The 25,692-nt window shown below is 67.7% G+C and carries 25 protein-coding genes; 9 read left to right on the top strand and 16 right to left on the bottom strand.

Annotation, left to right across the window (positions count from 1 at the left end):
- The first annotated feature begins 185 nt into the window (after positions 1-185).
- Positions 186-1,208, top strand: coding sequence for a hypothetical protein (locus ACI3KU_RS04605; protein WP_404921109.1), 1,023 nt, complete (start codon positions 186-188; stop codon positions 1,206-1,208).
- 4 nt (positions 1,209-1,212) lie between these two features.
- On the opposite strand, the gene ACI3KU_RS04600 is transcribed toward ACI3KU_RS04605, so the two are convergent.
- Complete coding sequence (locus ACI3KU_RS04600; protein WP_404921108.1) at positions 1,213-1,851, bottom strand: 2-phosphosulfolactate phosphatase; 639 nt, start codon at positions 1,849-1,851, stop codon at positions 1,213-1,215.
- A gap of 52 nt (positions 1,852-1,903) precedes the next feature.
- Between ACI3KU_RS04600 and ACI3KU_RS04595 the strand changes: the two genes are divergently transcribed.
- Positions 1,904-2,413, top strand: a complete 510-nt coding sequence (locus tag ACI3KU_RS04595) for a hypothetical protein (RefSeq protein ID WP_404921107.1) — start codon at positions 1,904-1,906, stop codon at positions 2,411-2,413.
- Positions 2,414-2,417: 4 nt separating this feature from the next.
- On the opposite strand, the gene ACI3KU_RS04590 is transcribed toward ACI3KU_RS04595, so the two are convergent.
- Positions 2,418-2,990 (bottom strand): GNAT family N-acetyltransferase, encoded by a 573-nt coding sequence (locus ACI3KU_RS04590; RefSeq protein WP_404921106.1) that lies wholly within the window; start codon positions 2,988-2,990, stop codon positions 2,418-2,420.
- A 49-nt stretch (positions 2,991-3,039) separates the two neighbouring features.
- Between ACI3KU_RS04590 and ACI3KU_RS04585 the strand changes: the two genes are divergently transcribed.
- The gene (locus tag ACI3KU_RS04585; RefSeq protein ID WP_404921105.1) at positions 3,040-3,561 is read left to right on the top strand and encodes a GNAT family N-acetyltransferase; all 522 of its coding nucleotides are present in this window, start codon (positions 3,040-3,042) and stop codon (positions 3,559-3,561) included.
- Between the two features lie 168 nt (positions 3,562-3,729).
- On the opposite strand, the gene ACI3KU_RS04580 is transcribed toward ACI3KU_RS04585, so the two are convergent.
- From ACI3KU_RS04580 to ACI3KU_RS04565, 4 genes are all read right to left on the bottom strand, one after another.
- Positions 3,730-5,184 (bottom strand): FtsX-like permease family protein, encoded by a 1,455-nt coding sequence (locus ACI3KU_RS04580; protein WP_404921104.1) that lies wholly within the window; start codon positions 5,182-5,184, stop codon positions 3,730-3,732.
- Entirely contained in the window at positions 5,181-5,942 is a 762-nt protein-coding gene (locus tag ACI3KU_RS04575) for an ABC transporter ATP-binding protein (RefSeq protein ID WP_404921103.1), read from the bottom strand. The genes ACI3KU_RS04580 and ACI3KU_RS04575 overlap by 4 nt, the downstream gene beginning before the upstream one ends.
- A gap of 245 nt (positions 5,943-6,187) precedes the next feature.
- Complete coding sequence (locus tag ACI3KU_RS04570) at positions 6,188-6,835, bottom strand: response regulator (RefSeq protein ID WP_404921102.1); 648 nt, start codon at positions 6,833-6,835, stop codon at positions 6,188-6,190.
- An 11-nt stretch (positions 6,836-6,846) separates the two neighbouring features.
- Positions 6,847-8,091 carry a sensor histidine kinase gene (locus tag ACI3KU_RS04565; protein ID WP_404921101.1) on the bottom strand — a complete coding sequence of 415 codons (1,245 nt, stop codon included), beginning with the start codon at positions 8,089-8,091 and terminating at the stop codon, positions 6,847-6,849.
- A gap of 254 nt (positions 8,092-8,345) precedes the next feature.
- On the opposite strand from ACI3KU_RS04565, the gene ACI3KU_RS04560 reads away from it, so the two are divergent.
- The 3 genes from ACI3KU_RS04560 (at position 8,346) to ACI3KU_RS04550 (ending at position 10,904) form a co-directional block, all read left to right on the top strand.
- Entirely contained in the window at positions 8,346-8,858 is a 513-nt protein-coding gene (locus ACI3KU_RS04560; protein ID WP_404921100.1) for a hypothetical protein, read from the top strand.
- On the top strand, positions 8,809-9,366 hold the full coding sequence (locus tag ACI3KU_RS04555; protein WP_404921099.1) for an RNA polymerase sigma factor: 558 nt from the start codon (positions 8,809-8,811) through the stop codon (positions 9,364-9,366). Before ACI3KU_RS04560 ends, ACI3KU_RS04555 begins: the two co-directional genes overlap by 50 nt.
- A gap of 92 nt (positions 9,367-9,458) precedes the next feature.
- Positions 9,459-10,904, top strand: a complete 1,446-nt coding sequence (locus ACI3KU_RS04550; RefSeq protein WP_404921098.1) for a DUF6421 family protein — start codon at positions 9,459-9,461, stop codon at positions 10,902-10,904.
- A 422-nt stretch (positions 10,905-11,326) separates the two neighbouring features.
- On the opposite strand, the gene ACI3KU_RS04545 is transcribed toward ACI3KU_RS04550, so the two are convergent.
- Entirely contained in the window at positions 11,327-11,989 is a 663-nt protein-coding gene (locus ACI3KU_RS04545; protein ID WP_404921097.1) for a copper resistance protein CopC, read from the bottom strand.
- Positions 11,990-12,460: 471 nt separating this feature from the next.
- Between ACI3KU_RS04545 and ACI3KU_RS04540 the strand changes: the two genes are divergently transcribed.
- Positions 12,461-12,952, top strand: a complete 492-nt coding sequence (locus tag ACI3KU_RS04540) for an FBP domain-containing protein (RefSeq protein ID WP_404921096.1) — start codon at positions 12,461-12,463, stop codon at positions 12,950-12,952.
- A 68-nt stretch (positions 12,953-13,020) separates the two neighbouring features.
- On the opposite strand, the gene ACI3KU_RS04535 is transcribed toward ACI3KU_RS04540, so the two are convergent.
- Positions 13,021-14,880 carry an alpha/beta hydrolase family protein gene (locus ACI3KU_RS04535; protein ID WP_404921095.1) on the bottom strand — a complete coding sequence of 620 codons (1,860 nt, stop codon included), beginning with the start codon at positions 14,878-14,880 and terminating at the stop codon, positions 13,021-13,023.
- A 249-nt stretch (positions 14,881-15,129) separates the two neighbouring features.
- Positions 15,130-17,010, bottom strand: coding sequence for an FAD-binding monooxygenase (locus ACI3KU_RS04530; RefSeq protein WP_404921147.1), 1,881 nt, complete (start codon positions 17,008-17,010; stop codon positions 15,130-15,132).
- 123 nt (positions 17,011-17,133) lie between these two features.
- Between ACI3KU_RS04530 and ACI3KU_RS04525 the strand changes: the two genes are divergently transcribed.
- Positions 17,134-17,838 (top strand): IclR family transcriptional regulator, encoded by a 705-nt coding sequence (locus ACI3KU_RS04525; RefSeq protein WP_404921094.1) that lies wholly within the window; start codon positions 17,134-17,136, stop codon positions 17,836-17,838.
- 40 nt (positions 17,839-17,878) lie between these two features.
- Here ACI3KU_RS04525 and ACI3KU_RS04520 read toward each other — a convergent pair whose 3' ends face one another.
- Positions 17,879-18,598 carry a hypothetical protein gene (locus tag ACI3KU_RS04520; RefSeq protein ID WP_404921093.1) on the bottom strand — a complete coding sequence of 240 codons (720 nt, stop codon included), beginning with the start codon at positions 18,596-18,598 and terminating at the stop codon, positions 17,879-17,881.
- 17 nt (positions 18,599-18,615) lie between these two features.
- Positions 18,616-19,176 (bottom strand): hypothetical protein, encoded by a 561-nt coding sequence (locus ACI3KU_RS04515; RefSeq protein ID WP_404921092.1) that lies wholly within the window; start codon positions 19,174-19,176, stop codon positions 18,616-18,618.
- 83 nt (positions 19,177-19,259) lie between these two features.
- Here ACI3KU_RS04515 and ACI3KU_RS04510 point away from each other — a divergent pair, with 83 nt between their 5' ends.
- Positions 19,260-20,105 (top strand): NAD-dependent epimerase/dehydratase family protein, encoded by an 846-nt coding sequence (locus ACI3KU_RS04510; RefSeq protein ID WP_404921091.1) that lies wholly within the window; start codon positions 19,260-19,262, stop codon positions 20,103-20,105.
- A gap of 7 nt (positions 20,106-20,112) precedes the next feature.
- Here ACI3KU_RS04510 and ACI3KU_RS04505 read toward each other — a convergent pair whose 3' ends face one another.
- From ACI3KU_RS04505 to phnC, 5 genes are read right to left on the bottom strand one after another with little or no spacing between them, the layout of a single operon-like run.
- Positions 20,113-21,291, bottom strand: coding sequence for a zinc-binding dehydrogenase (locus ACI3KU_RS04505; protein ID WP_404921090.1), 1,179 nt, complete (start codon positions 21,289-21,291; stop codon positions 20,113-20,115).
- Entirely contained in the window at positions 21,266-21,952 is a 687-nt protein-coding gene (locus ACI3KU_RS04500) for an HAD family hydrolase (protein WP_404921089.1), read from the bottom strand. Before ACI3KU_RS04500 ends, ACI3KU_RS04505 begins: the two co-directional genes overlap by 26 nt.
- Positions 21,953-21,985: 33 nt before the next feature.
- On the bottom strand, positions 21,986-23,101 hold the full coding sequence (locus ACI3KU_RS04495; protein ID WP_404921088.1) for a TIGR03364 family FAD-dependent oxidoreductase: 1,116 nt from the start codon (positions 23,099-23,101) through the stop codon (positions 21,986-21,988).
- Positions 23,098-24,828 (bottom strand): ABC transporter permease subunit, encoded by a 1,731-nt coding sequence (locus ACI3KU_RS04490; RefSeq protein WP_404921087.1) that lies wholly within the window; start codon positions 24,826-24,828, stop codon positions 23,098-23,100. The genes ACI3KU_RS04495 and ACI3KU_RS04490 overlap by 4 nt, the downstream gene beginning before the upstream one ends.
- A complete protein-coding gene (gene phnC, locus ACI3KU_RS04485) occupies positions 24,825-25,658 on the bottom strand; it encodes a phosphonate ABC transporter ATP-binding protein (protein ID WP_404921086.1) in 834 nt (277 codons plus the stop codon). Before phnC ends, ACI3KU_RS04490 begins: the two co-directional genes overlap by 4 nt.
- Positions 25,659-25,692 lie beyond the last annotated feature (34 nt).

Genomic DNA, 25,692 nt, shown 5'->3' with positions numbered 1-25,692 from the left:
CTCATCGCTCGCGCATCATGGTCGGCGCCGCGCGGGGAAACGGGATCGATGCCGCACGTGGTCAGTGAGGGACGCGCGGCTCGGGTACACGGGCGGCGAAGCTGTGCTGCTTCTCTTCGCGGCGAAATTTCTACGATGATCTGGGTACCGAAGCGGGAGACGCCGGTCCATAAAGAGGGAGAACGATGAACCAGATGTCAGCGGAGGAGCGGCGGCGCCTGCTCGCCGCAGCGTATGGCCGCGAGGGCGCTGGACTGGAGCCGGCGGAGGCGCAGCGCCTCACGGAGCTCATGCAGCCCCAGCTCGATGGTCCTCCGGCCGGTCGCCATGACGCCGAAGTCGTGAACGATGCATCGGTGCCACAGCCACTCCCCTCCCTCGCGCGTCGCCCGCGTCGCGCTTTTGCGCTCCTTGCAACGGCGGCAGCACTGGTTGCAGCGTTCACCGCCGGGTGGGCGGTGAACGCCTGGGTTCCCGCGTCGACTTCCGCGGCGGGCATGGTGGCCGTGGGCGATTCCATCGCGGCAACACGAGTCGTCGCACGGGCTGCACTCGCGAATCAAACCGATCCGGGGACTCTCGTCTACATCGGAACGCTCTTCGATGCCGCGGTGTGGGAGGCCCGCTCAACGGATCGCGCGACCCGGTGCTTCATCGCCGCGCCACTCACCGAGACCAACGGCACGCATCTATCTGAAGTCCTCGCGTGCGCGCCCGAGACGGAAAACGGCGCACGGCTCTCGTCGTACCCGGTCACGGCGGACGAATACTCGGCGAAGGAAGTCGTCGACGCCTGGTGGACGGACGCGCAGCCGGCACGGCTCATGTCGACGTGGGTCGATGTGAAAACCACGACAGCGCCCCTGGAACCGAACGCAGTCGTGGAACGCACGGCGCAGATCGTGTTCAAGCTCGGCGGACCGCACGCAACGCCCGTCGCCGTGTTCGGGTTGACCTCCCTATGGGCGGTGGAGCGTCAGGATCTGCATTGCGTCTATGCGGTCACTCTGATCGGGCCAGCGGCCGACGCTTCGACCTACCGAGAGTCCTCGTCCTGCCGCGACGAACTCGTCTACGGCGAGCAGCAGACCTGGACCTATCCGAGCGACGAGTTCGACCCATCGTCCGCCCCGTCCGGAAAGTACTTCCGCACGGTCGTCACCTGGCTCCCAGGCCAAGATCCCGTGGCGACGCTGCGCAAGCAGTAGCGCGTTAGCCGCGGATGACGCCGTCGACCAGCCGTGGCGCGACCCGGTCGACGTCCACGGTGGCGGCCGCAGCGGTGACAGCTCGTTCATCCCGCGCGATCAGCTCCCGTCCTGATCCCGAGGCGCCCAGCAAGTGGCGCACGGCACCGGCGAGCGCCCGATACGCCTCACCGGCGACCGCGGCCTCCGGCGAGGTGTGATCGAGGCCGCGCGCGCTCAGCGCATCGATGATCGCGCCCGCGCCGAGCTGATCCTCCACGGCGAAGCGCACGTGAGCGTCGGGGTCTCGGGAGGTGAGTTCTCCTGCCGCGATCACGGCCACCGCCGTGCGAGCGCTACGCAGGTTCTGCAGATCGACGATGGCATCTGCGATGGCCGAGGCATTACGAAGGGACCCGATCAACACGACCGGCGTATGCTCCTGCGCCGCAGCGTAGGCGGCGACGGCCGCTCCGTTGAGAGAGCGCGGTGCAAGATCTGCCAGCGCGAGTTCTTCGCCCGCGGCGGTGCGCTCGGAGACCACCGATGAGAAGCGGAGCACGTCCACGACGACGACCACGTCCGCCGGTGCGAGACGGGCAAGCCCCGTCGTCCCCCAATCCATGCGCACCTGATACGTGTCCTGGGTGAAGGGGGAACTCATCCCTCCATGCTATTCACCGGTGGCGCATCGACCGGCGGGGCAGGATGGAGCCATGCGCGTGATGCTCAAGTTCCAGATCGACTGCGACGCCGATGCCGCGTGGCGCGCATTGCACTCCCCTGCGGTGCTCGCCGAGCTCTACAGCCCGCTCATCGCGTTGCGCCCGATGACGCCGATCCCCACGCAGCTCGAGCACGGCGGCGACACCGCAGTGGAGATGCTCATGATGGGAGCGGTGGGCATCGGCAAGCAGCTCATCCACACCACTGATCGCGAGCTCGTCCATGACGGCGTGCGGGTACGTATTCTGCGTGACTCGGGCATTCCGCTGACCGGCCCGCTGGCGTCGCTGGATGTCTGGGATCACCAGATGGCAGTGAGCGCCGTTCCCGGGCGTCCGGATCGCACGCTGTGGCGCGACCGCCTCACCGTGCGCGGGGCGACCGCGCCCGCGCTCTGGCCCACGCTGTGGGCGTCGTGGCAGTTGCGGCAGGCGCGCATCACGAAGCTCGCACCCACGTGGGCTTTCGATCCCGAGAGCGCCGCACCGTCTGCGGACTGACCGATCAGACCAGGGACCTGCGCATCAGCACCCGCGGGAAGCCGTCGAGCACCGACTCCGTGTCGGCAGCCTTCGTGAATCCGGCCCGCTCGAACAGGCTCCGTGTGCCCACGTAGGCCATGGTGAGGTTGACCCGGTTCCCGCCGTTGTCGACGGGGTAGCCCTCGATGGCGGCAGCACCGCTGACACGGGCGTGCTCCACGGCCCCGTCCACGAGAGCGTGCAGGACGCCCTGTTTGCGATAACCGGGCTTCACCCGGAAGCACCACAGCGACCAGACGTCGAGGTCGTCCACGTGCGGGATCAGCCGGTTGCGGGCAAAACTCGTTCCAGCGCGCGGGTGCACCGCCGCCCACCCCACCGGTTCTCCGTCGAGATAGGCGAGCACTCCCGGCGGCGGATCCTGCGCACAGAGCTCCTTCACCCGATCGGCACGCGCCTGACCTCGGAGTGAGACGTTCTCCTTGTTGCCGATCCGATAGCTCAGGCAGAAGCACACGTTGGACGTGGGTTTCTTCGGACCGACCACCGCGGCCATGTCTTCGAAAACGACCGCCGGTCGCACCTCGATGCTCATGCGGTTCAGTGTGGCACGGGCCTCCGACGTTGAACTACGCTGGCCCGTCATGACCCCTCTTCGCTTCGACATCAGGCAGGCAGTTCTGTCGGATGCGGACGCTCTCGCCGAGGTGCATGTCCTCGGTTGGCGGCAGGCGTACGCCGGACGGATGCCGCAGAGCCTGCTCGACGGCCTATCGGTGTCGGACCGGGTCACCTCCTGGCAGCGGATCCTGACGTCGGAGGCCGAGCCGGAAGCACCGTGGCGCTCCTGGCTGGCCGAGGGCGACCATGGTCGCGTCCTGGGGTTCATCTCGATCGGTCCGTCGCGCGACGAGGACATGCCCGCGCACGCCGAGCTGTATGCCGTGTACGTCCTCGCCGATGCCTACGGATCGGGTGCGGGGCAGGCCCTGCTGGACCTCGCGTCCGACTTCTCCCGCCCGACATCACTGTGGGTGCTGGATGACAACCCCCGCGCTCACGCGTTCTACCGTCGCAACGGCTTCGCCTTCGATGGTGCCGAGAAGATCGACGAGTATGACGGTGTCCCGATCCGCGAGCTGCGCATGGTTCGCGACGAGGGTTGACGCGCGGCCGGACCCGGTGCATCCCGGGTGCTGGTTCCGTGCTCTCCCGGCTCTGGGGCGTGCCGAAAAGAGGATGATGTCGCGAGATGAGGACGAAAACGGCCGATCCGTCCTCATCTCAGCGCATGGTCCTCTTTTCGGAGCAGACGTCGCGGCGACGCGCGTCGGTCAGTCCGTGGCAAGTGCCTCGACAGGAACCACACGTGTCGCGAGGCGTGTCGGAGCAAGCGACGCCACCACCGTCAGCAGCGCCGTGGCCGCGACGACGCCGAGGACCAGCGCCCACGGGATCGTGGGCAGCACGAAGTTCGGCGCCGTCATCTCGGGGGGAACCGGAAGCGAGCCCAGCGTGGACTGTGCGCCGACCCAGCCGTACGCGACGCCGAGCACGAGACCCGTCGCGAGGGAGGCGATCGAGATGTGCGCCGCCTCCAGCAGCACCATACGTCGAACCTGCTTCGCCGTGAATCCGAGGGCGCGCAGCAGTCCCAACTCGCGGCGGCGCTGCACCACGCCGATCGTCAAGAGGTTGACGAGACCGACCGCGGCGATGATCGCCGAGACGCCGACGAGCCCCATCATCACGGCGGCGAAGCTGTCCATCACCTGGCTGATCTGGGCACCGATCTCCGAGTCCGCGCCGCGCACCATCATCGCCTTGGCGGATTCGCTCGCCACGGAGAACATCGTCACCAGAGTCACCCCCATGACCACGCCGATCGTCATCCGCGCGGATCGCTCCGGGTGGCGCATCGCGTTCTCCGCGGCCAGCTTCGCCGTGGGCGACGAGCCGAACATCCGGCCGACCAGGCCCAGCACCGGCGGCATGATGAACGTGGAGCCCAGCGCGAGGCCGGTGAAGGAGAGCACGCCGCCGAGGAAGGCGATCGCGACGCCCATCGGGTTGATGAAGGTGCCGAACAGCAGCCCCGCCACCAGCAGAGCAATCCCGACCACAAGCAGGGCGACCGCCGAAGCTGTGCGCGCGGGACGGCGCATGTCATCCGCCGTACGCTCCTGGGAGCCCGCAAGCGCCTGGAGCGGGGTCACCGTGAGCACCCGACGTGAACCCACCCATGCCGCAGCCCACGTCGTGAGCGCCACGGCGGCGGCGGGAATCACGATCCACGGCTGCAGCACGCTGAACGACAGCTCGCCCACTCCGAGGGCCCGATTGACGAGAGGCAATGCGATAGCGGTCGCGGCGGTCGCAAGCACCAGGCCGATGGCGGCACCGATCACGCCGACGCCCAGCCCCTGACGGGCGATCGCTGTGCGCTCCGAGCGCGCCGACGCACCGATGAGGCGCATCAGCGCGATCTGTCGCGTGCGGCCCGCCACGATGGTCGCGAAGGTGTTGGCCGTCACGATGGAGGCCACGTACACGGCGACACCCACCAGCAACACGCTGAGCATGACCACGACGAACATCGCCGTGGCTGATTCCCCGAGCACCGGATTGTCCATCATCACCGCGCCGATGTAGCCGGTCACCGTGACCAGCACGACGCCGAACGCGGAGCTGAGAGCGGCGATGAGGATGCTCGATCCCATGCCCCGCTCGCGCAACCAGCCGAGAGAGGGTGCCGCGCTCTTCGCCGGCGCGAGGGCAACGGCGGTCATGCGTTCACCTCGGCGGCGAGCATGTAGGTCGTGATCTGCTCGGGCGTCTGGCGCGGCTTGTCGGCGACGATGCGGCCGTCGCCCAAGAAGATCACGCGATCGGCGTAAGAAGCGGCGATCGGATCGTGGGTCACCATGGCGATCGACTGTCCGTGTTCGCGACTCGCGGCGGCGAGCAGGGAAAGCACCTCGCGCCCGGTGCGGGAGTCGAGGTTTCCGGTCGGCTCATCGGCGAACACGAGGTCGGGTGCGGTGGCGAGCGCGCGGGCGATCGCCACGCGCTGCTGCTGACCGCCGGACAGCTGGTGCGGCCGGTGGGTGAGGCGGCTGCGGAGTCCCAGCGTGTCAACCAGCATCGCGATGCGCGCGGTCTCCTCCGCCGTCGGCTTGCGGCCGTCGAGGTCGAGGGGCAGCTGGATGTTGCCGGCGACGTCGAGGGTGGGCACCAGGTTGAACGACTGGAATATGAAACCGATCCGACGACGACGCAGCAGCGTGAGGTCGGTGTCGCCCATGTCGGTGATGTCGGTGTCCCCGATCCAGACGTTGCCGCTGGATGGCGAGTCGAGTCCCGCCATGATGTGCATGAGGGTGGATTTACCCGAGCCGGACGGCCCCATGATGGCGGTGAACTGTCCGCGACGCACGCCGACACTCACGTCGTCGAGCGCACGGACCTCGCCCTCGCCCGAACCGTAGGTCTTGGTGAGGTGCTGGACGCGGGCGGCGAGCCCGAGGTCGGAGGTCGTGATCTGCATGCTTCCAGCCTCGTTCGACCCGCGGTGCACGCACATCGCCCCCGCGCCCGATCCCCCTACATCGCGAGGATGATCCGCGCCCCTGCCCGTGAGACTTCCGGCTGTGGGCGACAATTCGCGCGTTGCGGTCATTCTCGCCCAGAGACGGAAGTCTCGCGGGGTTTCCCACACGCGATCGAGCGACACGGGCAGCGCGACGCGGGCAGTGCGACACGGGTGACGGGTCACGCCTCACGGGATACGCGTCACGCGAGGCCGTGTTCGAAGGCGAAGACCACCAGCTGCACGCGATCGCGCAGGCCGAGCTTGGTGAGGATGCGGCTGATGTGCGTCTTCACGGTGGCCTCGGAAAGGAACTCTCGCGCGGCGATTTCGGCATTGCTGAGCCCCCGCGCCGCGAGCGCGAAGATCTCCCGCTCCCGCTCGGTCAGCGTCTCGTACTCGGCCGGCAGCGGCGCCGTCTGCGGGCTCGTGAAGTGGGCAAACAGATCCTGCGTCGCGGCGGCCGCGATGACCGCAGACCCGGAATGAACCGTGCGGATCGCCGCAAGCAGCGCCTCGGGTTCGGTGTCCTTGAGCAGGAATCCGCTGGCTCCCTGCTGGATCGCGCGTGCGGCGGCTTCGTCCAGATCGAAGGTCGTCAGCATCACCACCCGCGGCGGATTGGCGGTGCGAAGGATCTCCGCGGTGGCGGTGAGGCCGTCCATGACCGGCATGCGGATGTCCATCAGCACCACGTCGGGCTTCGTACGCGCCACGACGTCGAGCGCCTCGCGCCCATCGCCCGCTTCCCCCACCACGTCGATGTCTGGCTGGGAATCGGCCAGCATGCGGATGCCAGCGCGGAACAGCGCCTGATCGTCAACGAGCACGACCCGGATCGAATCGGCCATGCTTACGCTCCTCAGCTGGTGGAGCCGGCGGCTGATTCGGCCGGCTCTGCGATCTCGGTGATCGGGATGCTGGCGCGGACGACGAAGCGATTCCGTCCGTCGGTAGCGTCAGCCCCCGCATCGAGTGTGCCACCCACGAGCTGCGCGCGCTCGCGCATGCCGATCAGGCCGTGTCCGCCAGGGCGTGACGAATCCTGCAGGTTGATCACGTTGATGACTCCGAGATCGACGCGATCCGGGTACCAGGAGAGGTAGACGTCCACGCCGGAATCGTCGCCGTGACGCATCGCGTTGGTCAACGCCTCCTGCAGGATTCGGTACACGGCCAGCTGGATCGCGCCGGGCGGGTCGCCTCGTGGGATCGGATCGATATCGACGCGCAGATCGACGCCCGCCTGACGCACCTGCGTGTAGAGCATCTCCAGATCGGCCAGGGTCGGCTGCGGCCCCTCGGCCTGCGAGTGTCGTAGCTGCGTCAGCAGCAGTCGGACGTCCGACAGCGCACCGCGCGCGGTGCTCGCGATGGTCCGCAGCGCCTCGGTCGCCGCCTCCGGGCGGGCCACCGACGCATAGCGAGCGCCATCGGCCTGCGCGATCACCACGGCCAAGGAATGCGCGACGACATCGTGCATGTCCCGCGCGATCTGTGTGCGCTGCTGTTCCGCGACGGCCAGCGCCTCAGCGATCTCTCGCTCGCGCTCCACGCGACGGGTACGGAGGCGGTTGCGCAGCAGCAGACCGAACGCCCAACTCAGCCCCATCGACGCGATACAGGCCACGAACATCGCCGCGGTGATCACCAGGACCAGCGTGGTGCCCGGCTTCTCCGTGGGCACGGACGGGTTCAAGAACGCACCCGCGAGGGTCGCGAGAGTGACATATGCGGACGCGAGCAGCGACCCCACCACCACCGACGCCAGTCCCCAGTACATCGTCCGCTTCGATCCATAGGCCGACGTGGCGAACAGCACCATGAAGACCACCGGGATGATCACTCCCGGAATGAGCACGAACGCCATCGTCATCAACGCGGCAACCCACGCGATCATGAGCGCCAACGGCGGCGAAAGGCGACGGATCGCGGCCGCACCGGCGGCGAGCACCGTGCTCAGGACCGCGCCGAGCGCCGTCCACCCGCTGGTCGCTTCCATGCCCGTCGCCGAGGCGACGCCGATCACCGGCCACCCGATCAGGAGCAGCAGCGAGGCGCCGACAATGTCCCAGACCAGCTGGGAACGGCGAAGCGGACGGAACACCCCTCCACGCTACGGGAGGTGCGATGCTGCCACATCCGTCTCGGGATGTACGGATGTGACATTGATGAGACACCACGGCATCGAGCGGGCATGTCGCAGTGAGAGGGTGGTGCAGACATATGGACGATGACTTCACAGCGCGATTGAACGCGGTGGTCGCAGCGCCGGATGAGCGGCTGACGCACGCGGCGCGAGACGTCGCTCGCTCTGCTGTGCGCTCACAGTCCCGACGGCGCAGGATCGTTCCGCTTTTCGTGATCGGAGCCGTCGTCCTCACGGGGGCGGCTTCGGCGACGGCACTCGGTCTGAACTCGTGGCCGTTCGTTCAGCTGCCCGACGGCGCATCACGCACCTCGGTGCCGATTCCGCTCGTGTTCACGACAATCGACGGCGTGCACGAGGAGTGCGGCGGCTACGTCGAGTTGACCCAGGTTACCCCCGAGCAGGTCCGAGCGCTCAACGAGGCGATTGCAGCTCGCGACTGGTCGGGCTTCGGGCAGTCGCTCTATGACAATGCGGCGGGCCACCCGGATCTCAGCAATTCGAATGACGGGGAAGAACGCATGGGAGAGGAGTTCACGCGGTGGGTCCCCGGTTTCGTCACCGCGATCATTCCACGTGCGGCGATTCTGCCCGGATCTGACCTCGTCCTGGCACCACCGGCCGATGTGCCGCTCGTCCAGGCATGGGGATTCTCGTGCGTACCCGGGCACTGGGATGAGCCGCGACGATCTTCGAGCGCGCATCGCCGCGGCTGCCGAGCGTGAGGCACCCGATCTTCTCGCCTATTTCGTTCGCCGGGTGCCTGCCCGCGAGGATGCCGCCGACCTGCTGTCGGAGACGATGCTGGTGCTCTGGCGTCGCGCTCGAGACGCACCCAGCGACGATGGTCAGCTGCGGCCGTGGCTGTTCGGTGTGGCGCATCGAGTGCTGCAGCGCCATCGGCGCTCCTGGGCGCGGCGCGAGGCCGCGACGCAGCGATTGCGCAGCGAGCTTGAAGGACACTCGTACTCCGGCTTCGCCGACAGCGACGACGCCGACCGCGTGCGAGGGGCGCTGCGGGTACTCGCGGAGCTCGACCGACAGATCATCACGCTCGTCCATTGGGAGGGCTTCACTCAGGCCGAGGCGGCTGCCATCCTCGGCCGCAATCCGTCGACGGTACGCACGCGCTACGAGCGCGCGCGACAGCGGCTTCGAGCGGTACTCGCCGATGACGACGAGCACATCGTGAGAGTCCGTAGAACTCAGCCGTCGTCAGGGGGAACCCGCTAGGATCGTCGCAGCCCATTCACCCGCCGCCGCATTCACAAGACGTGGCAGCACGTCGCAGTGCAGCGGCCCGAGCCTCGAGATCGGAGGTTCCCATGTCCATCAGCCAGACTCACGAAACGCGTGATCACAAGGCCGTCGTCGGAGAGCCCGAGGTTGTCGAGGACGGTCGCGCAGTCGGCGTGGAGGACTCGCCGCAATGGCTCGCCCTGAAGGGTGCCGCCACCGAGCTGCAGACGCTGCAGGTGAAGGACGGCTCCGTTCCCGAGTCCTCCGATCACGCGCGCGCCACCGAGCTGGTGCAGACGATCGTCTCGTCCGTCGAGGCTCTCGCGCCGTTGTTCCCGCATGACGCGGAGTACTTGACCGCTCTGGTCGCCGACTTCCGGCGCTGGGCGGACGAGGGCTTCGGTGTGCCGGACTTCCTCGATTCGCTGGTCGCCTTCCAGCCGCAACTGCACCGCGTCGACGGGATCCGCCATCTCGTGGTGTTCCCGATGTACACGCAGAACGGCTCGCCCGATCGTCACGTCGAAGCGCTGATCGTCGAAGTCATCTGGCCCGAGTTCATCGCCGAGCTGGAGGCGGGGGACTACGGCAACAAGCTGTTCGTCTCGCTGCGCCTGATCGATTTCACCTCCGGCTACGACACGAACTCGGCGGTGCTGTTTCCCGAGACCGTGTCGATGCGTGAGATCCCCACCTTCACGTGGGGCGCGATCTTCCAGGACCGCGAGGCTGCCCGCTACCGCCGTGTCGTGGATGCTGCGGCCGAGATCACCAAGCTCGGGCTGCCCGAGGACGCCGCGCGCATGCTCACCGACCAGAAGCTGGCCGAGGAGACGTTCGTGATGTGGGACATCATCCACGACCGCACGCACATGCGTGGCGACCTGCCGTTCGATCCGTTCATGATCAAGCAGCGCATGCCGTTCTTCCTCTACTCACTGGAGGAGATGCGCTGCGACCTCACGGCGTTCCGCGAGAGCGTCAAGATCCAGCGAGCTCTCCAGGCGCGCAAGGACACCGGCGAGGCGATCACCGACGCCGAGGAGGAGATGCTCGAGAAGGCGGCACTGGTGCAGTACGCCGTGCTGTTCGACCGCATCTTCCGCTTCGCGCTCACCGGAACACGCGTGCGCAACTACGACGGACTCGGCGGCCAGCTGCTGTTCGCGTGGCTGCACCAGCGCGGTGTGCTGCACTGGACCGACGTGTCGCTGGCTGTCGAGTGGGATCGCCTGCCCGACGCCGTCGTCGCCTTGGGCGATGCCATCGACGACCTGTACTGGCGCTCGATCGACCGTCCGAAGACGGTGCACTGGCTGGCCGCGTATGACCTGGTGCGCTCGGTCGTCACGCCCCACCCGGCATCACAGTGGAGCCGCGGTCTGTCTGACGAGATCCTCCTCGGCGCCCCGAAGGGGTACACCGATGCTGTCTTGGACGACGAGTTCCCGCTATCGATGTTCTTCGAAGCGCTCGATAAGAAGATGACGGACGTCATCGCGTCGACGCAGGGCATCCGCGGCACCGACTGATCGCGGTGAAGGCCCCTGCACCGACCGGTGCGGGGGCCTTCACCGCGCGGGCGAGGACTTTGCCAGCGGGACGAGGTAGGTGCTCGACGAGGGCGGCGGGCCAGTGAATGCGAGGGGATGCATGCACCTCCACAGCCGCCCCCGTCGAGCGTCTCCGCGGATGGATCCGTCCTCCTGCGCACGGTTTGCCGGGACCAAAGTCTCAGCGCACCGTCCCGATTGCCCAGGACTTCCGATTCACCCCCCGAACGTACAAGTCGTCGCTCGAGTGGAGATGTTGTCGACCGGACGTACATGACGAATCGTCTTGCAGGTCCGCCCGATAGTTAAAAGTTACGGAGCCGTCCACCCGCGTGTCAATCGCGGATGCGGCGCGCCTTGGAATCGGTGCCCAAAACGTCACCCGTCACACCCCCGGGGACTCATCCGCGGGTCGCGCGACGACGCAGCAGCATCACAGCCAGCGCGGCGACGACGGCGGCGATCACGATGAGGCCGATCATGATTCCCAGCACCGGAGATCCGCTGTCGGCGGCCGTCGCGTCGGCGGAAGCCGACCCCGACGTCTCCGTCGGCGTGGTGGGGGCGGTGGTCGGCTCGGTGGAGGCGGTCACCGGTGTGGCCTCATTGGGGTCAGGTGTCGGGTCCGTCGCGGGAGCCTGCTGCGTGGCGGGTGTCTGCTCGGCAGCCAGGGTGAAGGTCCAGTTGCCCTGCGTGGGGTGCCCGTCGCTGGAGGTGATCTGCCAGTTGACGGTGTAGACGCCGTTCGGCAGTCCGGTCTTGAGCGGAATGGTCACGATCGTGCCCTCCACCGTCGGAGTTCCGTCGGCGTAGTCCGCGCCGTCTTCGCCACGTACCTCCGCGAAGGTTCCCTCCGGGAGCATCTCCTGGGAGAACTCCAGACCGATCGAACTGGGAGCGGCGGTCACCGTCTCGCCCGCCGATGGCGTTGTGGCCACCAGCTCATCGTGCGCGAGGGCGGGAGTCGCCGCGAACAGACCGCCGATCATCGTGGCGATGAGGGCCAGCACCGCCAGCAGCGCGGTGCGCGGGCGTGCGAGAGCGGGGCGGATGAGGGTGGACATGCAGAACTCCTGTCAGCGAACGGAAATCGCCCTGAGCGAGAAGGCGACGGACGCCCTTCCATTCTGGTCGGTTCCCGCTGGACGACGGCGCAGAGTGCACAGCCTCCGCCTGTGGAGGAAGGAGTACGATCGGAGTATGTCGTTGATGAATCCCGTGATCGGGAGCAGGGAGGTCCGTGGCGTTCTCCGCGCCGCGGACAGAGGCGCGCGCCTCGCGCGCTGACTCGCCCCGCCAGAATCGATTTTCCGCCTCGTCGCATCCCTCGTTGATCGACGACGTGATCACGGTCCTCATCGGATTTCGGGCGAGCCCAGCGAAGCACCCGCTCGCTGCCGCATGCAGCGAGCGCCGTCGCCGCGACAGCGATTCGCGCCGTCGCGCCGCTCATCCCGAGACCATTCCCGCTGACCGGAACCACGTGATGCCATGCGCATCCGCGCCGCTCATCGAGACGCCGATGAAAGACGACCATGCAGAACCTCACCGAGGCGCAGATCCGCGCCTCCTTCATCAACACCACCCGCTCTGAGCGCACCCGTGCGAGCATGCCCGAGTTCAACGAACTCGTCTGGGACAAGCTCGACTATCTGGGCTGGCGCGACCGGAAGCAGCCGCAGCTCGGATACGTGGTCGGCATCGTCGACGGCGAACCCGTCGGCGTGATGCTGCGCCAGAGCGACACCAGACCGCGCAGCCGGGCCCAGTGCACGTGGTGCACAGACGTGACCCTCCCCAACGATGTCGTGCTGTTCGCGGCGCGACGCGCGGGCGATGCCGGTCGCCGCGGCGACACCGTCGGCACCCTGGTGTGCAGCGAGTTCGAGTGCTCGCGCAACGTCCGCAAGCTTCCGCCACTGCCCTATCCGGGCTTCGATCGCGAGGCCGCCCGCCTGCAGCGCATCGATGCTCTCGGCACGACGGTCGAGGCGTTCCTGCGCGACGTCCGCGACCACACCGTCTGATGCGCTCATTGCGCGCAATTCGCCCGAATCCGGAGCGAAGTGCGCGCAATGAGGGGCGCGGGACTGATTCAGCCCGCGATGGTGATGGTCGTGCTGACGCTGCCGATCGTCGCGATCGCCGCCATGATGATGCCGCCGATGTACGGGTTGTTCGTCGAGCGGTAGATCTTGCGCGAGATGATGACCGCGACGAACAGGAACGGGATCACGAACTGCAGCCAGATCCCCGCGATGCGCGACTCCCCGTCGTGCCACGCGAGCTCGCCCGTGATCGCGAAGATGATGTACTGGATCGCCACGAGGATGATCGCCGGCAACGCGTTCACCGTCGCGAGGATCAGCGTGTTCAGCCACTCCCGACCCGCCACCGTGAACCGGTTGAAGCTGTTCATCGCGACCGAGTTGAACACGTAGAACGCCAGGAACAGCGGCAGATACAGCAGGATCAGCCCGATCTTGTCGGCGTTGAACGTCGCGATCCCCAGCACATACAGACGCCAATCGGACTGGAAGAAGTACTCGGTCACGAACAGGATGAGCACGAACGCAAGGACGACCACGGCGGCGAGGAGCACGCCGAGCCAGAACTTGCGCCACCCGGGGAGCACCCCGATCGCGCGGAGGTCCTGACCGCGCCGCGCACCGAACAGCCGGTATGACGCGAACATGAGCGCGATCGCAACGAGTCCGTTGAACGCGGCCCAGAGCCCGATGAAGGACGTCGGTCCCTGCGGGTTGATGCCGGGCGTACCGGTGAACGTGAAGGTCTCGGACCACGGGCTCTGCGCCAGCAGCTGGAAGCTCACGGCCGAGATCGCGACTGACAGCGCAAGCGAACCCCACAGCCAGGCGAGGTCGCGTCCCTTCGGCGACGCAGGAACATCCGTGGTGTCGGCTCGGAGTCCCGCGAACAGCCGCGTGGCGAGCAGCGCCCTCGAGAAGGCGACGACGAAGATTCCAAGCGCGACGAGGCCGAGTCCGTTGAACGCGGCCTTGATCTGCCAGGTCTGCGATGAGGCGTCGATCGGATGCGGGGCGCCGAACGCCTCGTCGAAGAACGTCACGATGTCATGCGCGGCCGTGGTGGAGAACGTCGCCCACGGGTGGATCTCTGCGGGGTTGTCGATGCGACGAATCGCCTCCTGCCCATCGACGCTCTGCGTGTACGACGTGTACGACTCGCGCGCTTCCTCGCCGGCGGGGTCGACCCCGAAGCGCAGGAAAGACTGCGCCTCAGCGGTCGTGATGTACTCGCGCGGCGTCGTGACGAGCGCGCCATCGGCATCGTACGAGCGGAAGAAGAACTCGTCGTACTGATCGGCGTACACCGCGACGTCGCGACCGCCGTAGATGTCAGCGAATGCGCCGTCGGCATCCGTCGTGACCGGGCTGCAGTCGACGAGGTAGGCGGCCGCGATCAGCTGCTGGGGCGCCTCGTTGTCGAGCGCGATCGCTGCGTTGGACGACATGCAGCCCATCGAGTGGCCGCTCACGGCGATCCGCGAGGTGTCGACGTAGGGCAGCCCGCTCAGCATGATCACGGAGTCATAGACGCCCGCCGCGTTGTCGGAGAGTGTCATCGCGGCAGCCGCCGTCTGGTTCGAGGAGTCGCCGTGAGAGTAGCGGTCGATCGACATGACGACGTATCCGCGTTTGGCGAGCTCGACGTAGTTGTTGTCCTGCATCTGCTTCTGGTTGTTGTACCCGTGCGCCAGAACGATCGCCGGACGCGGATCCTCCGCCGAGGCATCGTTCGGCACGAACAGATACGCGCTCTGCGTGAGGCCGCTCGGAGTCTCCCAGGTGAGCGTCTTCATGGTCACGGAACCGCCGGCGGTCTGGACGAGAGCTGACCCGAGACCGGAGAGGAGGAAGAGCGCGAGCGAGAGGACCAGCCAGAAGCTGTTGCGCGCGGCGATGCGTTTCATCGGATTCCTAACGTCATTGTTGAGAGTGCGTGGAACTCAGCGAGTTCCCAGGTCTGGCTCAACGTACTCGGCGCGCGCAACCGCGGCCGAAGTCCTCCGCGAATCTGCACAAATGTGCAAGATGCATGCCGGGGTGCGGCCGGCCATGACCCACCGTCTGCTCGCGCGGCCGTCGCGAAACACCCAGGCAAGTCCGAGAAACCCTGCAACGCGGGGTTTGTCGGACTTGCTTGGGTGTCTCGGCGGCCGTTAGCGCTGGGGAATCATGCTGCCCGCGAAGAACGATGTCAGGGCCTCGCGCGCCGTGAGGGGCAGGACGTGGGCGACGTACTGGTCCGGCCGCACCACCACGATCGCTCCCTCACGTGAGATGCCGCGCTCGTCGAAGATGTCCCCGCGCTCCGGATCCACGGCGTAGACCTTCTCGTAGTCGGTGAGCTGGAACGGTCCCGACTGCGGCAGGAAGATCGCCGGCACTTGCGAGATGTCCACGGCGGTATGGGGCTGCTGGTAGATCACCTTGACGTCGAACACGGAGTCGACGTCGGCACCCAGCGGTGTGAAACGCAGCACCGGCGAATCCTCGGCTGTCGCCAGCCAATCGGCGAGGTTCGTCGCGGCAGACGCGTCGCCACCATCCGCGAACACGTAGATGCGCCAGCGGCCATCGGCGCGAGCGTGGTGTCCGAGATGCACCGGGTTCGTGTCGGCGACGCGGACCGCCCGTGCCGACTTGAAGCGCTTACCCACCGGGAATCCGGTCGCCAGCTCCTGGTTGACCTGATCACCTGTGATCGGCGAGGCGACGTACTGGGTGCGGAACCCCGCGGGGAACTCCGCCGTGGTCGTGTAGAAATCAGCAAGCTCCTGCGGGCTGGAGAACTCCTCCGGCTTGCGAGCCATCATGGCCGACCATTCGCGATCGAAGTCGATGAGGTTCTGCGCGATCACCTGCCGCTCGCCCGAGTAGGTGTCCAGGAGCGCAGCGTCGCTCCGCCCCTCCAGCACCTGACCCAGCTTCCAGCCCAGGTTGAATCCGTCCTGCATCGACACGTTCATGCCCTGACCCGCCTTCGCGGAGTGCGTGTGGCAGGCGTCGCCCAGGATGAACACCCGCGGCGTGCGCGTGCCGGTGAGTTCCTCCGGCACGTCATCGAACTTCGGCGTGACGCGGTGACCCACCTCGTACACGCTGTGCCAGGCCACGTTCTTCACGTCCAGCGAGTACGGATGCAGGATCTCGTTCGCCTTCGCGATGATCTGCTCGATGCTGGTCTCGCGGACCGCACGGTTGTCGGCGTGCGACACCTCACCAAGATCCACGTAGCTACGGAACAGGTACCCGCCCTCGCGCGGAATATGCAGGATGCTGCCGTGGATCGAGGTAATCGCGCACTTGGTGCGGATGTCGGGGAAGTCGGTATTGGCCAGCACGTCCATCACACCCCAGGCGTGGAAGGCCTGATCTCCCACGGGCTTCTGACCGATGGCGTCACGCACGCGAGAGCGGGCACCATCGGCTCCCACGACGTACTTCGCCCGCACCGTGCGTGAAGTTCCCTCCTGCGCGCCGGCCGTCCCGCGCAGGTTCACGCTCACGGGGAACTCCCCTTCCCCCACCTCGAGATCCAGGAACTCCCAGCCGTAGTCCGGCTCGATGCGTGCTGGACCGTTCTTCGCGTAGGCGGCGAAGTAGTCGAGCACGCGCGCCTGGTTCACGATCATGTGCGGGAACTCGCTGATGCCGTGCGGGTCATCCGCCTCACGCGCGGTGCGAATGACGTTCTCGGGGTTTTCCGGGTCGGGGGTCCAGAAGTTCATCGCCGTGAGCTGGAACGCCTCGGCGATGATGGCCTCGGCGAAGCCGAACGCCTGGAACGTCTCGTTGCTGCGCGCCTGGATGCCGTCGGCCTGACCGATCACGAGCCGGCCCGGTCGACGCTCGATGATGCGCGTGGTCGCAGTGGGGTACTCGGTCAGCTGCGCGGCGAGAAGCATGCCCGCGGGCCCCGAGCCGACGATGAGAACATCGATCTCCTCGGGCAGCTCTGCGGGGCGATTCACGCCGCTGCCCGCTGCGGGACGCACCCGCGGATCCCCGGAGACGTACCCGTGGTGGTGGAACTGCATCGTCACGATCCCTTCGACAGCGGTGTCGATTGCCAGCTTGTATTCGATATGCGAATCTGCAATTCTCATAATGAACGCGGCAAGAATAGGGCCGCGGGTCCCCGGCCGCAAGAGGCGAGAGATATGACCGCATCCGCTCCCCCGTCGCAGACGCTCAGTCGCGGCATCCGCATCCTCGAGGTGCTGGCCGATGCGCCGTCGGCGATGACCATCGATGAGCTCGCCGCAGCACTGGACCTGCACCGCTCGATCGTCTACCGACTGCTGCGCACCCTGGAGGAGCACGCTCTGGTCTCCCGTGATCCGGCGGGTCTCGTCTCCTTGGCTCCCCGGTTGGCGTCCCTGGCCGCAGCGGTCTCCCGGGATCTGCAGGCGGCGGCCCTCCCCGAACTCACGGCGACGGCGAACGATCTCGGCATGACCTGCTTCCTGGCCGTGCTCGACCGCGACCAGTGCGTCACGCTCGCAAGCGTCGAGCCGCATCACTCGGTCGCCACCATGGTGCAGCACCCGGGCGGAAGCCACCCGGTGTGGCGCGGCGCTCCGGGCAAGGCGATCTTGACGGAGCTTCCGGTGCAGCAGTGGCCGTTCCCGCCGACGCCGGAGCTCATCGCGGAAGTCGACGACTCCCGCGCACGCGGGTGGGCCACCAGCCACGACGAGGTGATCCCGACGGTTCGCGCCATCGCTGTGCCGCTGCAGGTGCGCGGCCAGCGCCCGGCGGCGATCGCGGTGGTTCACATCGGCGATCGTGAGGACGTCCCTGCCATCGTCGCGCGGCTGCACCGCGCGGTTCTTGCCGTGCGTGACGCCCTCGGCGACCGCTGACCCGGGCGTCGGCTGGTGACGGAGAGCGCGTGCTCGGCGGTCAACAGCCGGGAGCGCGGGGCGTGGTGATGCAGGTGTCGTGGGTGAGGGCAGTGCGGGCGGCGAGCACGCGGATGTCGGGACCGGGACTTCGGGACGTGATGGTGCCGATCACGGGGCGCGGTGTGCCATCGGAGAACGTGACAGTCGCGGTGTACTCGGCGATGAGGGTCGTGGCGTAGGTTCCGCGGGCCGGATACGTGTGATCGAATACGGCACTCGCCCCCGTGTGTGCTGCGCTGCTGCCATCACCGAACTCGATCCCCACCTGAACCGGCGTGAACGTCACCGTGACCGAGTAGCCCAGCAGCGTTCCTGTCAGGATGTGTGCATCTGCAGCCACAGACACGGAAGCCGGTGAGGTCACGAGTGTCATGCCCTCGTTCGCGGTGCTCGCGCTGGCGGCGTGTGGCGTGAAGTGAATGAGATCCGTGTTGTAGATCGTGTCGGGATAGTCGGGCAGCACGACCACCACGCATGCCGTATCGCGGAAATTCTCTACCGTGCACGAGGGAGTGGACGGCCCCGGTTCCGGCGGGCCGTCTGGCTCAGTTCCCGCGGTCGGGTCCGACGGTTCATTCGTGATCGGGTTCCATCCACTACCTCCGATGCCGACGCTGCCACCATCATTGTCGACCTCACAGGAGATCACGTTGCAGTCGTCCAGGCCAGCGACGTCGGCGAAGCTGGTCGACGACACCGCAGCGAGGCTCACGAGCATGAACAAGGATGCGACTTTTAGCACTTCGGTGGGCTCACTCTCACCGTCATGTCCGCGATGCGCCAGACCCCGTCCTGTCCCCGAGATGCAACCGCCGTGCGCTCCGCTACGGGACTCGAACTCGCTCGCACCTGCTGCACGCCTGATGCATCGAGGAATCTCACTCCGTCCGTAGACGAACAGACCGCGAGCAACACCTGGCCCGCGCCGTCACCTGGTTCTGCATCAACGACTGTGAATCGTGCTTCGCCTTCCAAGTGCCATCCGGCATCGAACAACTCCCCGTATGTACGTCGATCCACCTCGTTCTGCTTGCCGGTGCTCAGTGCGTAGAAGCGCTCCAGGGAGGCTTCATCGCTCCAATCAATGCCGTTGCTTGCCTCGGTGTACGCGTCGAGCGCAGCCGTCGCCTCCGCGATATCGGCGTCAGCGGAAGCCGTGTCCGACGCTGACGCGTGGTACGACGGCGTTGGCACCGGAGTCGCAAGAGTCGACGCGTCCCGCCCATCGCACCCAGCAAGCGCGAGCATCGCGCACGCGAGGATGCTCAGAGCAAGGGCGGGTCGTAGCGTCGGCATCCTCCGAAGTTAGACGCACCCGCGGATTTCCGCTGCCACTGTCCACACCGCCGACCGCCCCGCGCAGGGCCTACGGTGGAGCTATGCGCATTGCTCTCACCGGGGCCTCCGGCAAGCTCGGGACCGTCGTCGCTCGTGAACTGCGAGCACAGGGACATACCGTCATCGGACTCGACGTGGTCGGAACGCGTGCCCCGGACTTCGTGCAGGTGGATCTCACCGACTACGGACAGGTGATCGACGCGCTCACGGCCGTCGGTGACACCCACGACGGATTCGACGCAGTCGTGCACCTGGGTGCCATTCCGGCACCCGGCATCCGCGCCGACGTCGCGACATTCCACAACAACATCACCGCGACGTTCAACGTGTTGTGGGCAGCGGTGCGCCTCGGCATCACCCGCATCGTCACGGCGTCGAGCGAGACCGTGCTGGGCCTGCCGTTCGATGTGCCGCCGCCCTACGTGCCGGTGGATGAGGAATACCCCGCGCGCCCGGAATCCACCTACTCACTCTCGAAGCATCTGGAGGAGCAGCTGGCGGTCCAGCTCACCCGCTGGAACCCGGCGGTGTCGATCTCCGCGCTGCGCTTCTCCAACGTCATGGTCCCGGAGGATTACGCCCGCTTCCCGTCGTTCGACGCGGATCCGCTGCTGCGCAAGTGGAACCTGTGGGGCTACATCGATGCCCGCGACGGTGCCCAGGCCGTGGAACGCGCGCTGGAAGCGGCCATTCCGGGGCTCAACGCGTACATCATCGCGGCCGCGGACACCGTGATGACGACGCCGAACTCCGCACTGCTCGACGCCGTCTTCCCCGACGTCCCGGTACACGGTGAGATCGGCGAGAACACGACGCTGCTGTCCATCGACAAGGCGCGCCGAATGCTCGGCTACGAGCCGCTGCACTCCTGGCGCGACGAGGTCTGACGCCCGTTCAGCGACGAGGATCGATGCCGACCCGCACGTGCTCGCCGGTGCGGGCAAGCGCGATCGCGTCGTCGAGTTCGGACAGCGGCAACACCGCGCCGACCAGCTCCGCGAACGGATAGCGCCCCGCCGCGCCACGCAGGAACGCGATGGCATCGACGAGATCCCGCGGCGCGTAGTTGTGAATGCCGCGCACGGTCAGGCACGTGCGCACGATGCGCTCCGGATCCAGGGGCACGGCCTCGGTGGGAAACACGCTGCCGACCAGCGCGATCGCTCCGCCCACCGCTACCGCGTCGAAGGCCGCGAGCACGGCAGAGCGCGCGCCGGAAGCCTCCAGCACGGCGTGCACCTCGCTCTCGCAGAGCTCGGCGATCACGTCCGTGAGATCCTCCCCCGGCGCATGCACCGCGGCGGCCCCGAAGCGCAGCGCCTGCTGGCGACGACGAGGATCGGGGTCGCTCACGATCACTCGGGCGCCGCGCTCGGTGGCGATCGCGGTGGCGGTCAGCCCGATGAGTCCGGCCCCGCTGATCAGCAGCACCGCGCCGTCCAGGTCCACCACGTCGTCGAGCGCCGCGACCGCGGCCCACGCCGTCGCCGTGCCGCACGCGGCTGGAGCCAGCACCGCTCCGGGCAGCTCCTCGGCCACGCGGACGATCGCCGTTCCGGCACGCAGGTGCACGTGCGTGGCGAAACCGCCGGTCAGCTCCCAGTGCGCCTCGACGCGCTCGTGTCCGTACTTGCGCAGCGCGCGGCACTTCTGCGGCATCCCGCGCCGACACCGATCGCACGAACGGCAGGCGGCGAAGATCGACCAGGTGACGCGGTCACCGATGTTGAGCCGACTGCCGTCGACCGTGCGGGCGCCTTCCGCGCCGAGCGCGGTGACCCGCCCCACATACTCGTGACCGAGCACCAGAGGCATCGGAGCAGCTCGATGCCCGGCAACCGTGTGCACATCGGAGCCGCAGACGGTGGCCAACTCCACCTGAACGAGCGCCTCGCCCGCCGCCAGCACCACGCCCGGCACCGCGATCGTCTCGTGTGGGCGGCCCTCCCCGATCCACACCTTCGCCAACGCGGCCGGCGACAGCCGTACGTCAGTCATCGCAGGGGCGGGCGTGAGGACCGCGGTGGCAGGCGCAGGTGCCGCCACGTCAGACCGCCAGCGCGGGGACGTCACGGACCTCGGCGACGGAGCCGAGCACCAGATCGGCGCCCGCGGTCGAGAGCACGCCCTCGTCGTGAGCGCCGCTGGTGACGCCGATCACGAGGCCCGCCCGCGCGGAGGTTCCCGAGCCGATGTCGCTGGCCGTGTCTCCGATCACAGCAACAGCCGACATCGACGACACTCGCGCGCGCAGCGCCGCGGTGAGCACGAGGTCCGGGTACGGACGTCCCCGCCCGGCGTCGACGGGAGACAGCGCTCCGTCGATCAGCTCTCGCCACCCCAGCGCGTCGATGATGGCGTCGCGCGTGACGGGGGCGAACCCCGTGGTCAGAATGACGGTGCGTCCCGCGGCACGCTGCGTGCGGAACAGATCCTCGGCACCCGGAATGGCCTCCGCGCCCTCGGTGGTGATGAGGTCGGCGTACGCGGCCTCGAATGCCGCCGTCGCCTCCTCAGCCTTCGCACGGTCGCCGCCGGCGAGATGAGTGAAGACGTCGATCTTGGACTGTCCCATCGTGTCGCGGACATACTGCAGCGCCGCATCCCAGCCCTGCGCGGCGGCGACGCCGGTGGCCTCGGCTGCTCGCTGGAACGCGCGCTCGACGACGCCGTCGTCACGCACCGTGGTGCCCGCCATGTCGAGGACGATCAGTTCGATGGGGGTGCTGGTCATGTTTCCTTCTTTTTCAGCGAGGTTGAGCGTCCGTCAGGCCGTGGCCGGGGCGGGAAGCAGAGGGGCAAGCGATGTCTCGGCGAGGCCGAGGCCGGTGGTCATGCCGATCCCGGTGGTCGCGGCGAGCACCGCGAGGCCGGGCATGGTGGTGTCGACGAGGAAGTCCTCGGGGGCGCTGGCGTAGACCCCCTGCCAGCGCTCGATCACGCGCAGCGGGACGCCGAACAGTGTCTCGGCTTCCGAGACCAGGAGTTCAGCGGCGGTCTCCGGCTGGAACGGCGCGACACTGTCTCCCCGCACGTGAGTATCGCCGACGATGAGGGTGCCGTCCGGAAGCTGCGTGTACATCTGATTCAGGTCGAGCGCGGCCAGGTCGGGACGCTCGGTGTGCAGACGCTTGCGCACCGCGACGACTTCGGGAAGCGCAGCGAACCGCCCATAGCGGGTGAGCGACCAGCCGGTGAGCAGCGGTGCCGCCAACGGTGCCCGGAGGTCGGCGCGAGCACGAAGCATGTCCAGGCCGCAGCGCTGCACACCCGCCGCCTCGGCGAGCTCGGGCAGCAGCTGATCGATGTCATGGTTCACCGCGACGACCACGAGACCCGCGCTGATGATGCCGCGCGACGTCGCGACACGCCCCTCCGATACCGACCGGACGGAGGTGCGCAGCAGAAACTCCACGCCCTGATCCGCCAGGTAGCGGCGGATCGCCACGGACGCCGTGCGGGGGTCGGTCTGCAGATCCGTGCGAATGTGCGCGCCGCCCACCGCAGTGCCGGCAGCGATCGGCAGGCGGGACTCCGTCTCGCCAGCAGAGAGGATGTCGATGCCGCCCGTCTCTGCCGCCGCCGACAGCAGCGCCAGCTCATCCTCGTGTCGGGCCACCACGAGCGTTCCCGACTCGCGCAGCCAGAAGCCGGCCTCACGGGCGAGCGTCAGCCAGATGTCACGGGCCTTGTCGCCATAGCGCCGCGCGGCCCCGGCCTGCGCTCCGATGCACAGGTGTCCGAAGTTGCGGATCGTGGCGCCGTTCGGCTCGGCGGCTCGATCGATCACGATCACCCGCTGCCCGCGACGCACGGCCGCATACGCGGCACCCAGGCCGATGATCCCGGCGCCCACAACGGCAACGTCATACGAGTCGTTCATCGGAACACCTTCCGCATCCACATCGAGATTCCCTCGATGGCCAGCACCGTGATGAGGATCATCAGCACGATCGCGGTGACCATGCCGTAGTTCGAACCCTGGCTCGCGTTGAGCAGGTAATAGCCCACGCCACCACCGCCGACGACACCGAGGATGGTGGCCGCCCGCACGTTCGTGTCGAGCAGGTAGAAGACGTGGCCGATGATGGCGCGCGCACCCTGCGGAACTGTCGCTCCGGCGTATACCTGGAAACGTGTGGCACCGGTGGCGACCAGCGCCAGCTCGGGACCGCGCCGCACCTCCTCGAACGAGTCGGCGAGCAGCTTGCCCAGCAGCCCGATGCCGCCCACCGCGAGCGCGATGGTGCCGGCCTGCATGCCGAGTCCAGTGATGACGATGAGCACGATGGCCAGGATCAGCTCCGGAATGCCGCGGATACCGACGAGCAGGAAGCGGGCGACACCGCGGGTGGCGGGGTTCGGCGCCACGTTTCGGGCGGCGAGAGAACCGAGGATCACGGACGGGATCAGGGTCAGCAGTGTGGCCGCGAGCGCGATGGCGATGGTCTGGCGCATCGCCTCCAGCATGGTGTCGAAGCCGTACGCGCCGAAGTTCGGCGGCCAGAACTGCACCGCCACCTCGGGGATCCGCGCCCACACGGTGAGGAAGTCGCCCCAGGTGATCTGGCAGACCCAGACACCGGCGATGATGAGCGCCACCGCGATCCAGCCCGCTGCCACATTGCGCACGCGGGCGGCGGTCCAGGGGCGACGCAGGGCTGTCGTGGGGCTGGCAGCCCAGCTCGGGGCGGCAGGAGCCGATGCAGACGCGCTGCGACGGAAGCGCGCGACGAGCCGATCCGCCCACGTGCGCTGCGTCGCGGCGCGGCCGAGCATCGCCGCGCGCACCGACGAGGAGACGATCTCCATCACCACGCACAGCAGGAAGATCACCAGGGCGATCCCGAGGCCCAGTCCGTAGTTGAGCGACTTGAACGCGTACGACATCTCCAGGCCGAGCCCTGCGACGCCCACGTAGCCGAGCACGACCGATCCGCGCAGGTTGATGTCGTTGCGGTGAAGGACCGTGGCGATCCAGCTGGGCAGCACCTGCGGCAGGATCCCCGCCGAGAACTGCTGCAGCTTCGTTCCGCCAGCCGCGCGGATCGCGGTGCGCGGTCCCTCATCGATCTGTTCGATCGCGTCGGCGAACATCTTGGAGATCATTCCCACGGAGTGGATGCCGATCGCGAGGATGCCGGGCAGGGCGCCGAGGGAGAACATCAGCACGAACACCATCGCCAGGACCACGTCCGGCAGCGCGCGGGTGAAGACGCCGACGAAGCGGGCGATGCCGCGCCAGGTCGCGGACGGCGTGGTGTTGGCCGCCGCGAGATAGGCGACTGGAACGGAGATCACGGCGGCGAGCAGCGTACCCGTGAGCACGAGACCCAGGGTGAGAGAGATCTGTCCGAGCAGGTCGCCGAACTCGGGGAAGGAGAGCGATCCGACGCGCGTGAAGAAGTGCTCCGCATTGGACCAGCTCGCCAGCATTCCCGGAATCGAGATGTTCACCTCGGCCAGCGAGACGACGGCGAGACCGGCGATCACGACGAGCGTGACGGCGGCGGAGATGCGCTCCGGGCTGATCGGTCGTTTCGGGGCGCGTTCGGCGACACCGGCCGTGGCGTTCGGCCGCAGCGACGCGGGTGCGGTGGTGGTGCTCACGCGACGGACTCCGGCGCGAGTTCGCCGCCGAGCAGCTCCGTCTGCACCGCGGCGAGTTCGGCGGTCGTGGTGGCGACGCGGCCGTAGATCTCCATGACCTGCGTCTTGGTGAGTCCGTCGTTGGGCAGGTCCAGCACGAGCTGGCCGTGGCGGAGGCCCACGATGCGATCGGCCCACGAGATCGCGAGATCCACCTGGTGCAGGGTGCAGAGCACGGTGAGTCCGTCGTCCGCGGCGATCTGTCGGATGAGTCCCATCACCTGCTCACTGGATTCCGGGTCGAGTGAGGCGACCGGCTCGTCGGCCAGCAGCACCTCCGGGTTCTGCATCAGGGCGCGGGCGATCGCGACGCGCTGCTGCTGCCCGCCGGAGAGGGTGTCGGCGCGCTGGTACGCCCGATCGAGCAGTCCCACCCGATCGAGGTGTCCGAGTGCGGCCAGCTTGGCGGTGCGGGAGTAAGAGAAGAGTCCGAGGCGTGGCCCGCGCACCGTGCTGAGCGAGCCGGTGAGCACGTTCTCCAGCACGCTGAGGGAGGGCACCAGCTCGAACTGCTGGAAGATGAAGCCGACCCGCGATCGCAGGGATCGCAGCTTCCGTCCGGTGAGGGAGGGCACCTCCTCCCCCAGCACCTGGACGGACCCGGACGTGGGGGTCTCGAGGCCGTTCAGGTGCCGGAGGAGGGTGGATTTGCCTGATCCCGAGAGGCCGAGCAGCACGACGATCTCGCCGCGGTCGATCGTGAGGCTCACGTCATCCAACGCCGTGGTGGCGCCGTAGACGCGCGTCAGGTTCGTGGCCTCGATGAGGGGGGAGGTCGCCGCGTCGCTCATGCTCTATCTCTCGTGATTCGTGCGGATCCGATGG

It is taken from the genome of Microbacterium sp. ZW T5_56, assembly GCF_044987425.1.
Taxonomy (GTDB): domain Bacteria; phylum Actinomycetota; class Actinomycetes; order Actinomycetales; family Microbacteriaceae; genus Microbacterium.
This window is presented reverse-complemented; position numbering and strand designations above follow the sequence as displayed.

What these genes read in the sequence shown, in the direction of transcription:
- ACI3KU_RS04545 (WP_404921097.1), bottom strand. Translation starts at nt 11,989, where the DNA reads ATGTCCACCCTCATCCGCCCCGCTCTCGCACGCCCGCGCACCGCGCTG.
- ACI3KU_RS04590 (WP_404921106.1), bottom strand. Translation starts at nt 2,990, where the DNA reads ATGAGCATCGAGGTGCGACCGGCGGTCGTTTTCGAAGACATGGCCGCG.
- ACI3KU_RS04575 (WP_404921103.1), bottom strand. Translation starts at nt 5,942, where the DNA reads ATGCAGATCACGACCTCCGACCTCGGGCTCGCCGCCCGCGTCCAGCAC.
- ACI3KU_RS04495 (WP_404921088.1), bottom strand. Translation starts at nt 23,101, where the DNA reads ATGAACGACTCGTATGACGTTGCCGTTGTGGGCGCCGGGATCATCGGC.
- ACI3KU_RS04550 (WP_404921098.1), top strand. Translation starts at nt 9,459, where the DNA reads ATGTCCATCAGCCAGACTCACGAAACGCGTGATCACAAGGCCGTCGTC.
- ACI3KU_RS04580 (WP_404921104.1), bottom strand. Translation starts at nt 5,184, where the DNA reads ATGACCGCCGTTGCCCTCGCGCCGGCGAAGAGCGCGGCACCCTCTCTC.
- ACI3KU_RS04585 (WP_404921105.1), top strand. Translation starts at nt 3,040, where the DNA reads ATGACCCCTCTTCGCTTCGACATCAGGCAGGCAGTTCTGTCGGATGCG.
- ACI3KU_RS04595 (WP_404921107.1), top strand. Translation starts at nt 1,904, where the DNA reads ATGCGCGTGATGCTCAAGTTCCAGATCGACTGCGACGCCGATGCCGCG.
- ACI3KU_RS04515 (WP_404921092.1), bottom strand. Translation starts at nt 19,176, where the DNA reads ATGCCGACGCTACGACCCGCCCTTGCTCTGAGCATCCTCGCGTGCGCG.
- ACI3KU_RS04500 (WP_404921089.1), bottom strand. Translation starts at nt 21,952, where the DNA reads ATGACCAGCACCCCCATCGAACTGATCGTCCTCGACATGGCGGGCACC.
- ACI3KU_RS04605 (WP_404921109.1), top strand. Translation starts at nt 186, where the DNA reads ATGAACCAGATGTCAGCGGAGGAGCGGCGGCGCCTGCTCGCCGCAGCG.
- ACI3KU_RS04520 (WP_404921093.1), bottom strand. Translation starts at nt 18,598, where the DNA reads ATGCTCGTGAGCCTCGCTGCGGTGTCGTCGACCAGCTTCGCCGACGTC.
- ACI3KU_RS04510 (WP_404921091.1), top strand. Translation starts at nt 19,260, where the DNA reads ATGCGCATTGCTCTCACCGGGGCCTCCGGCAAGCTCGGGACCGTCGTC.
- phnC (WP_404921086.1), bottom strand. Translation starts at nt 25,658, where the DNA reads ATGAGCGACGCGGCGACCTCCCCCCTCATCGAGGCCACGAACCTGACG.
- ACI3KU_RS04570 (WP_404921102.1), bottom strand. Translation starts at nt 6,835, where the DNA reads ATGGCCGATTCGATCCGGGTCGTGCTCGTTGACGATCAGGCGCTGTTC.
- ACI3KU_RS04600 (WP_404921108.1), bottom strand. Translation starts at nt 1,851, where the DNA reads ATGAGTTCCCCCTTCACCCAGGACACGTATCAGGTGCGCATGGATTGG.
- ACI3KU_RS04555 (WP_404921099.1), top strand. Translation starts at nt 8,809, where the DNA reads ATGAGCCGCGACGATCTTCGAGCGCGCATCGCCGCGGCTGCCGAGCGT.
- ACI3KU_RS04535 (WP_404921095.1), bottom strand. Translation starts at nt 14,880, where the DNA reads ATGAAACGCATCGCCGCGCGCAACAGCTTCTGGCTGGTCCTCTCGCTC.
- ACI3KU_RS04530 (WP_404921147.1), bottom strand. Translation starts at nt 17,010, where the DNA reads ATGCAGTTCCACCACCACGGGTACGTCTCCGGGGATCCGCGGGTGCGT.
- ACI3KU_RS04540 (WP_404921096.1), top strand. Translation starts at nt 12,461, where the DNA reads ATGCAGAACCTCACCGAGGCGCAGATCCGCGCCTCCTTCATCAACACC.
- ACI3KU_RS04525 (WP_404921094.1), top strand. Translation starts at nt 17,134, where the DNA reads ATGACCGCATCCGCTCCCCCGTCGCAGACGCTCAGTCGCGGCATCCGC.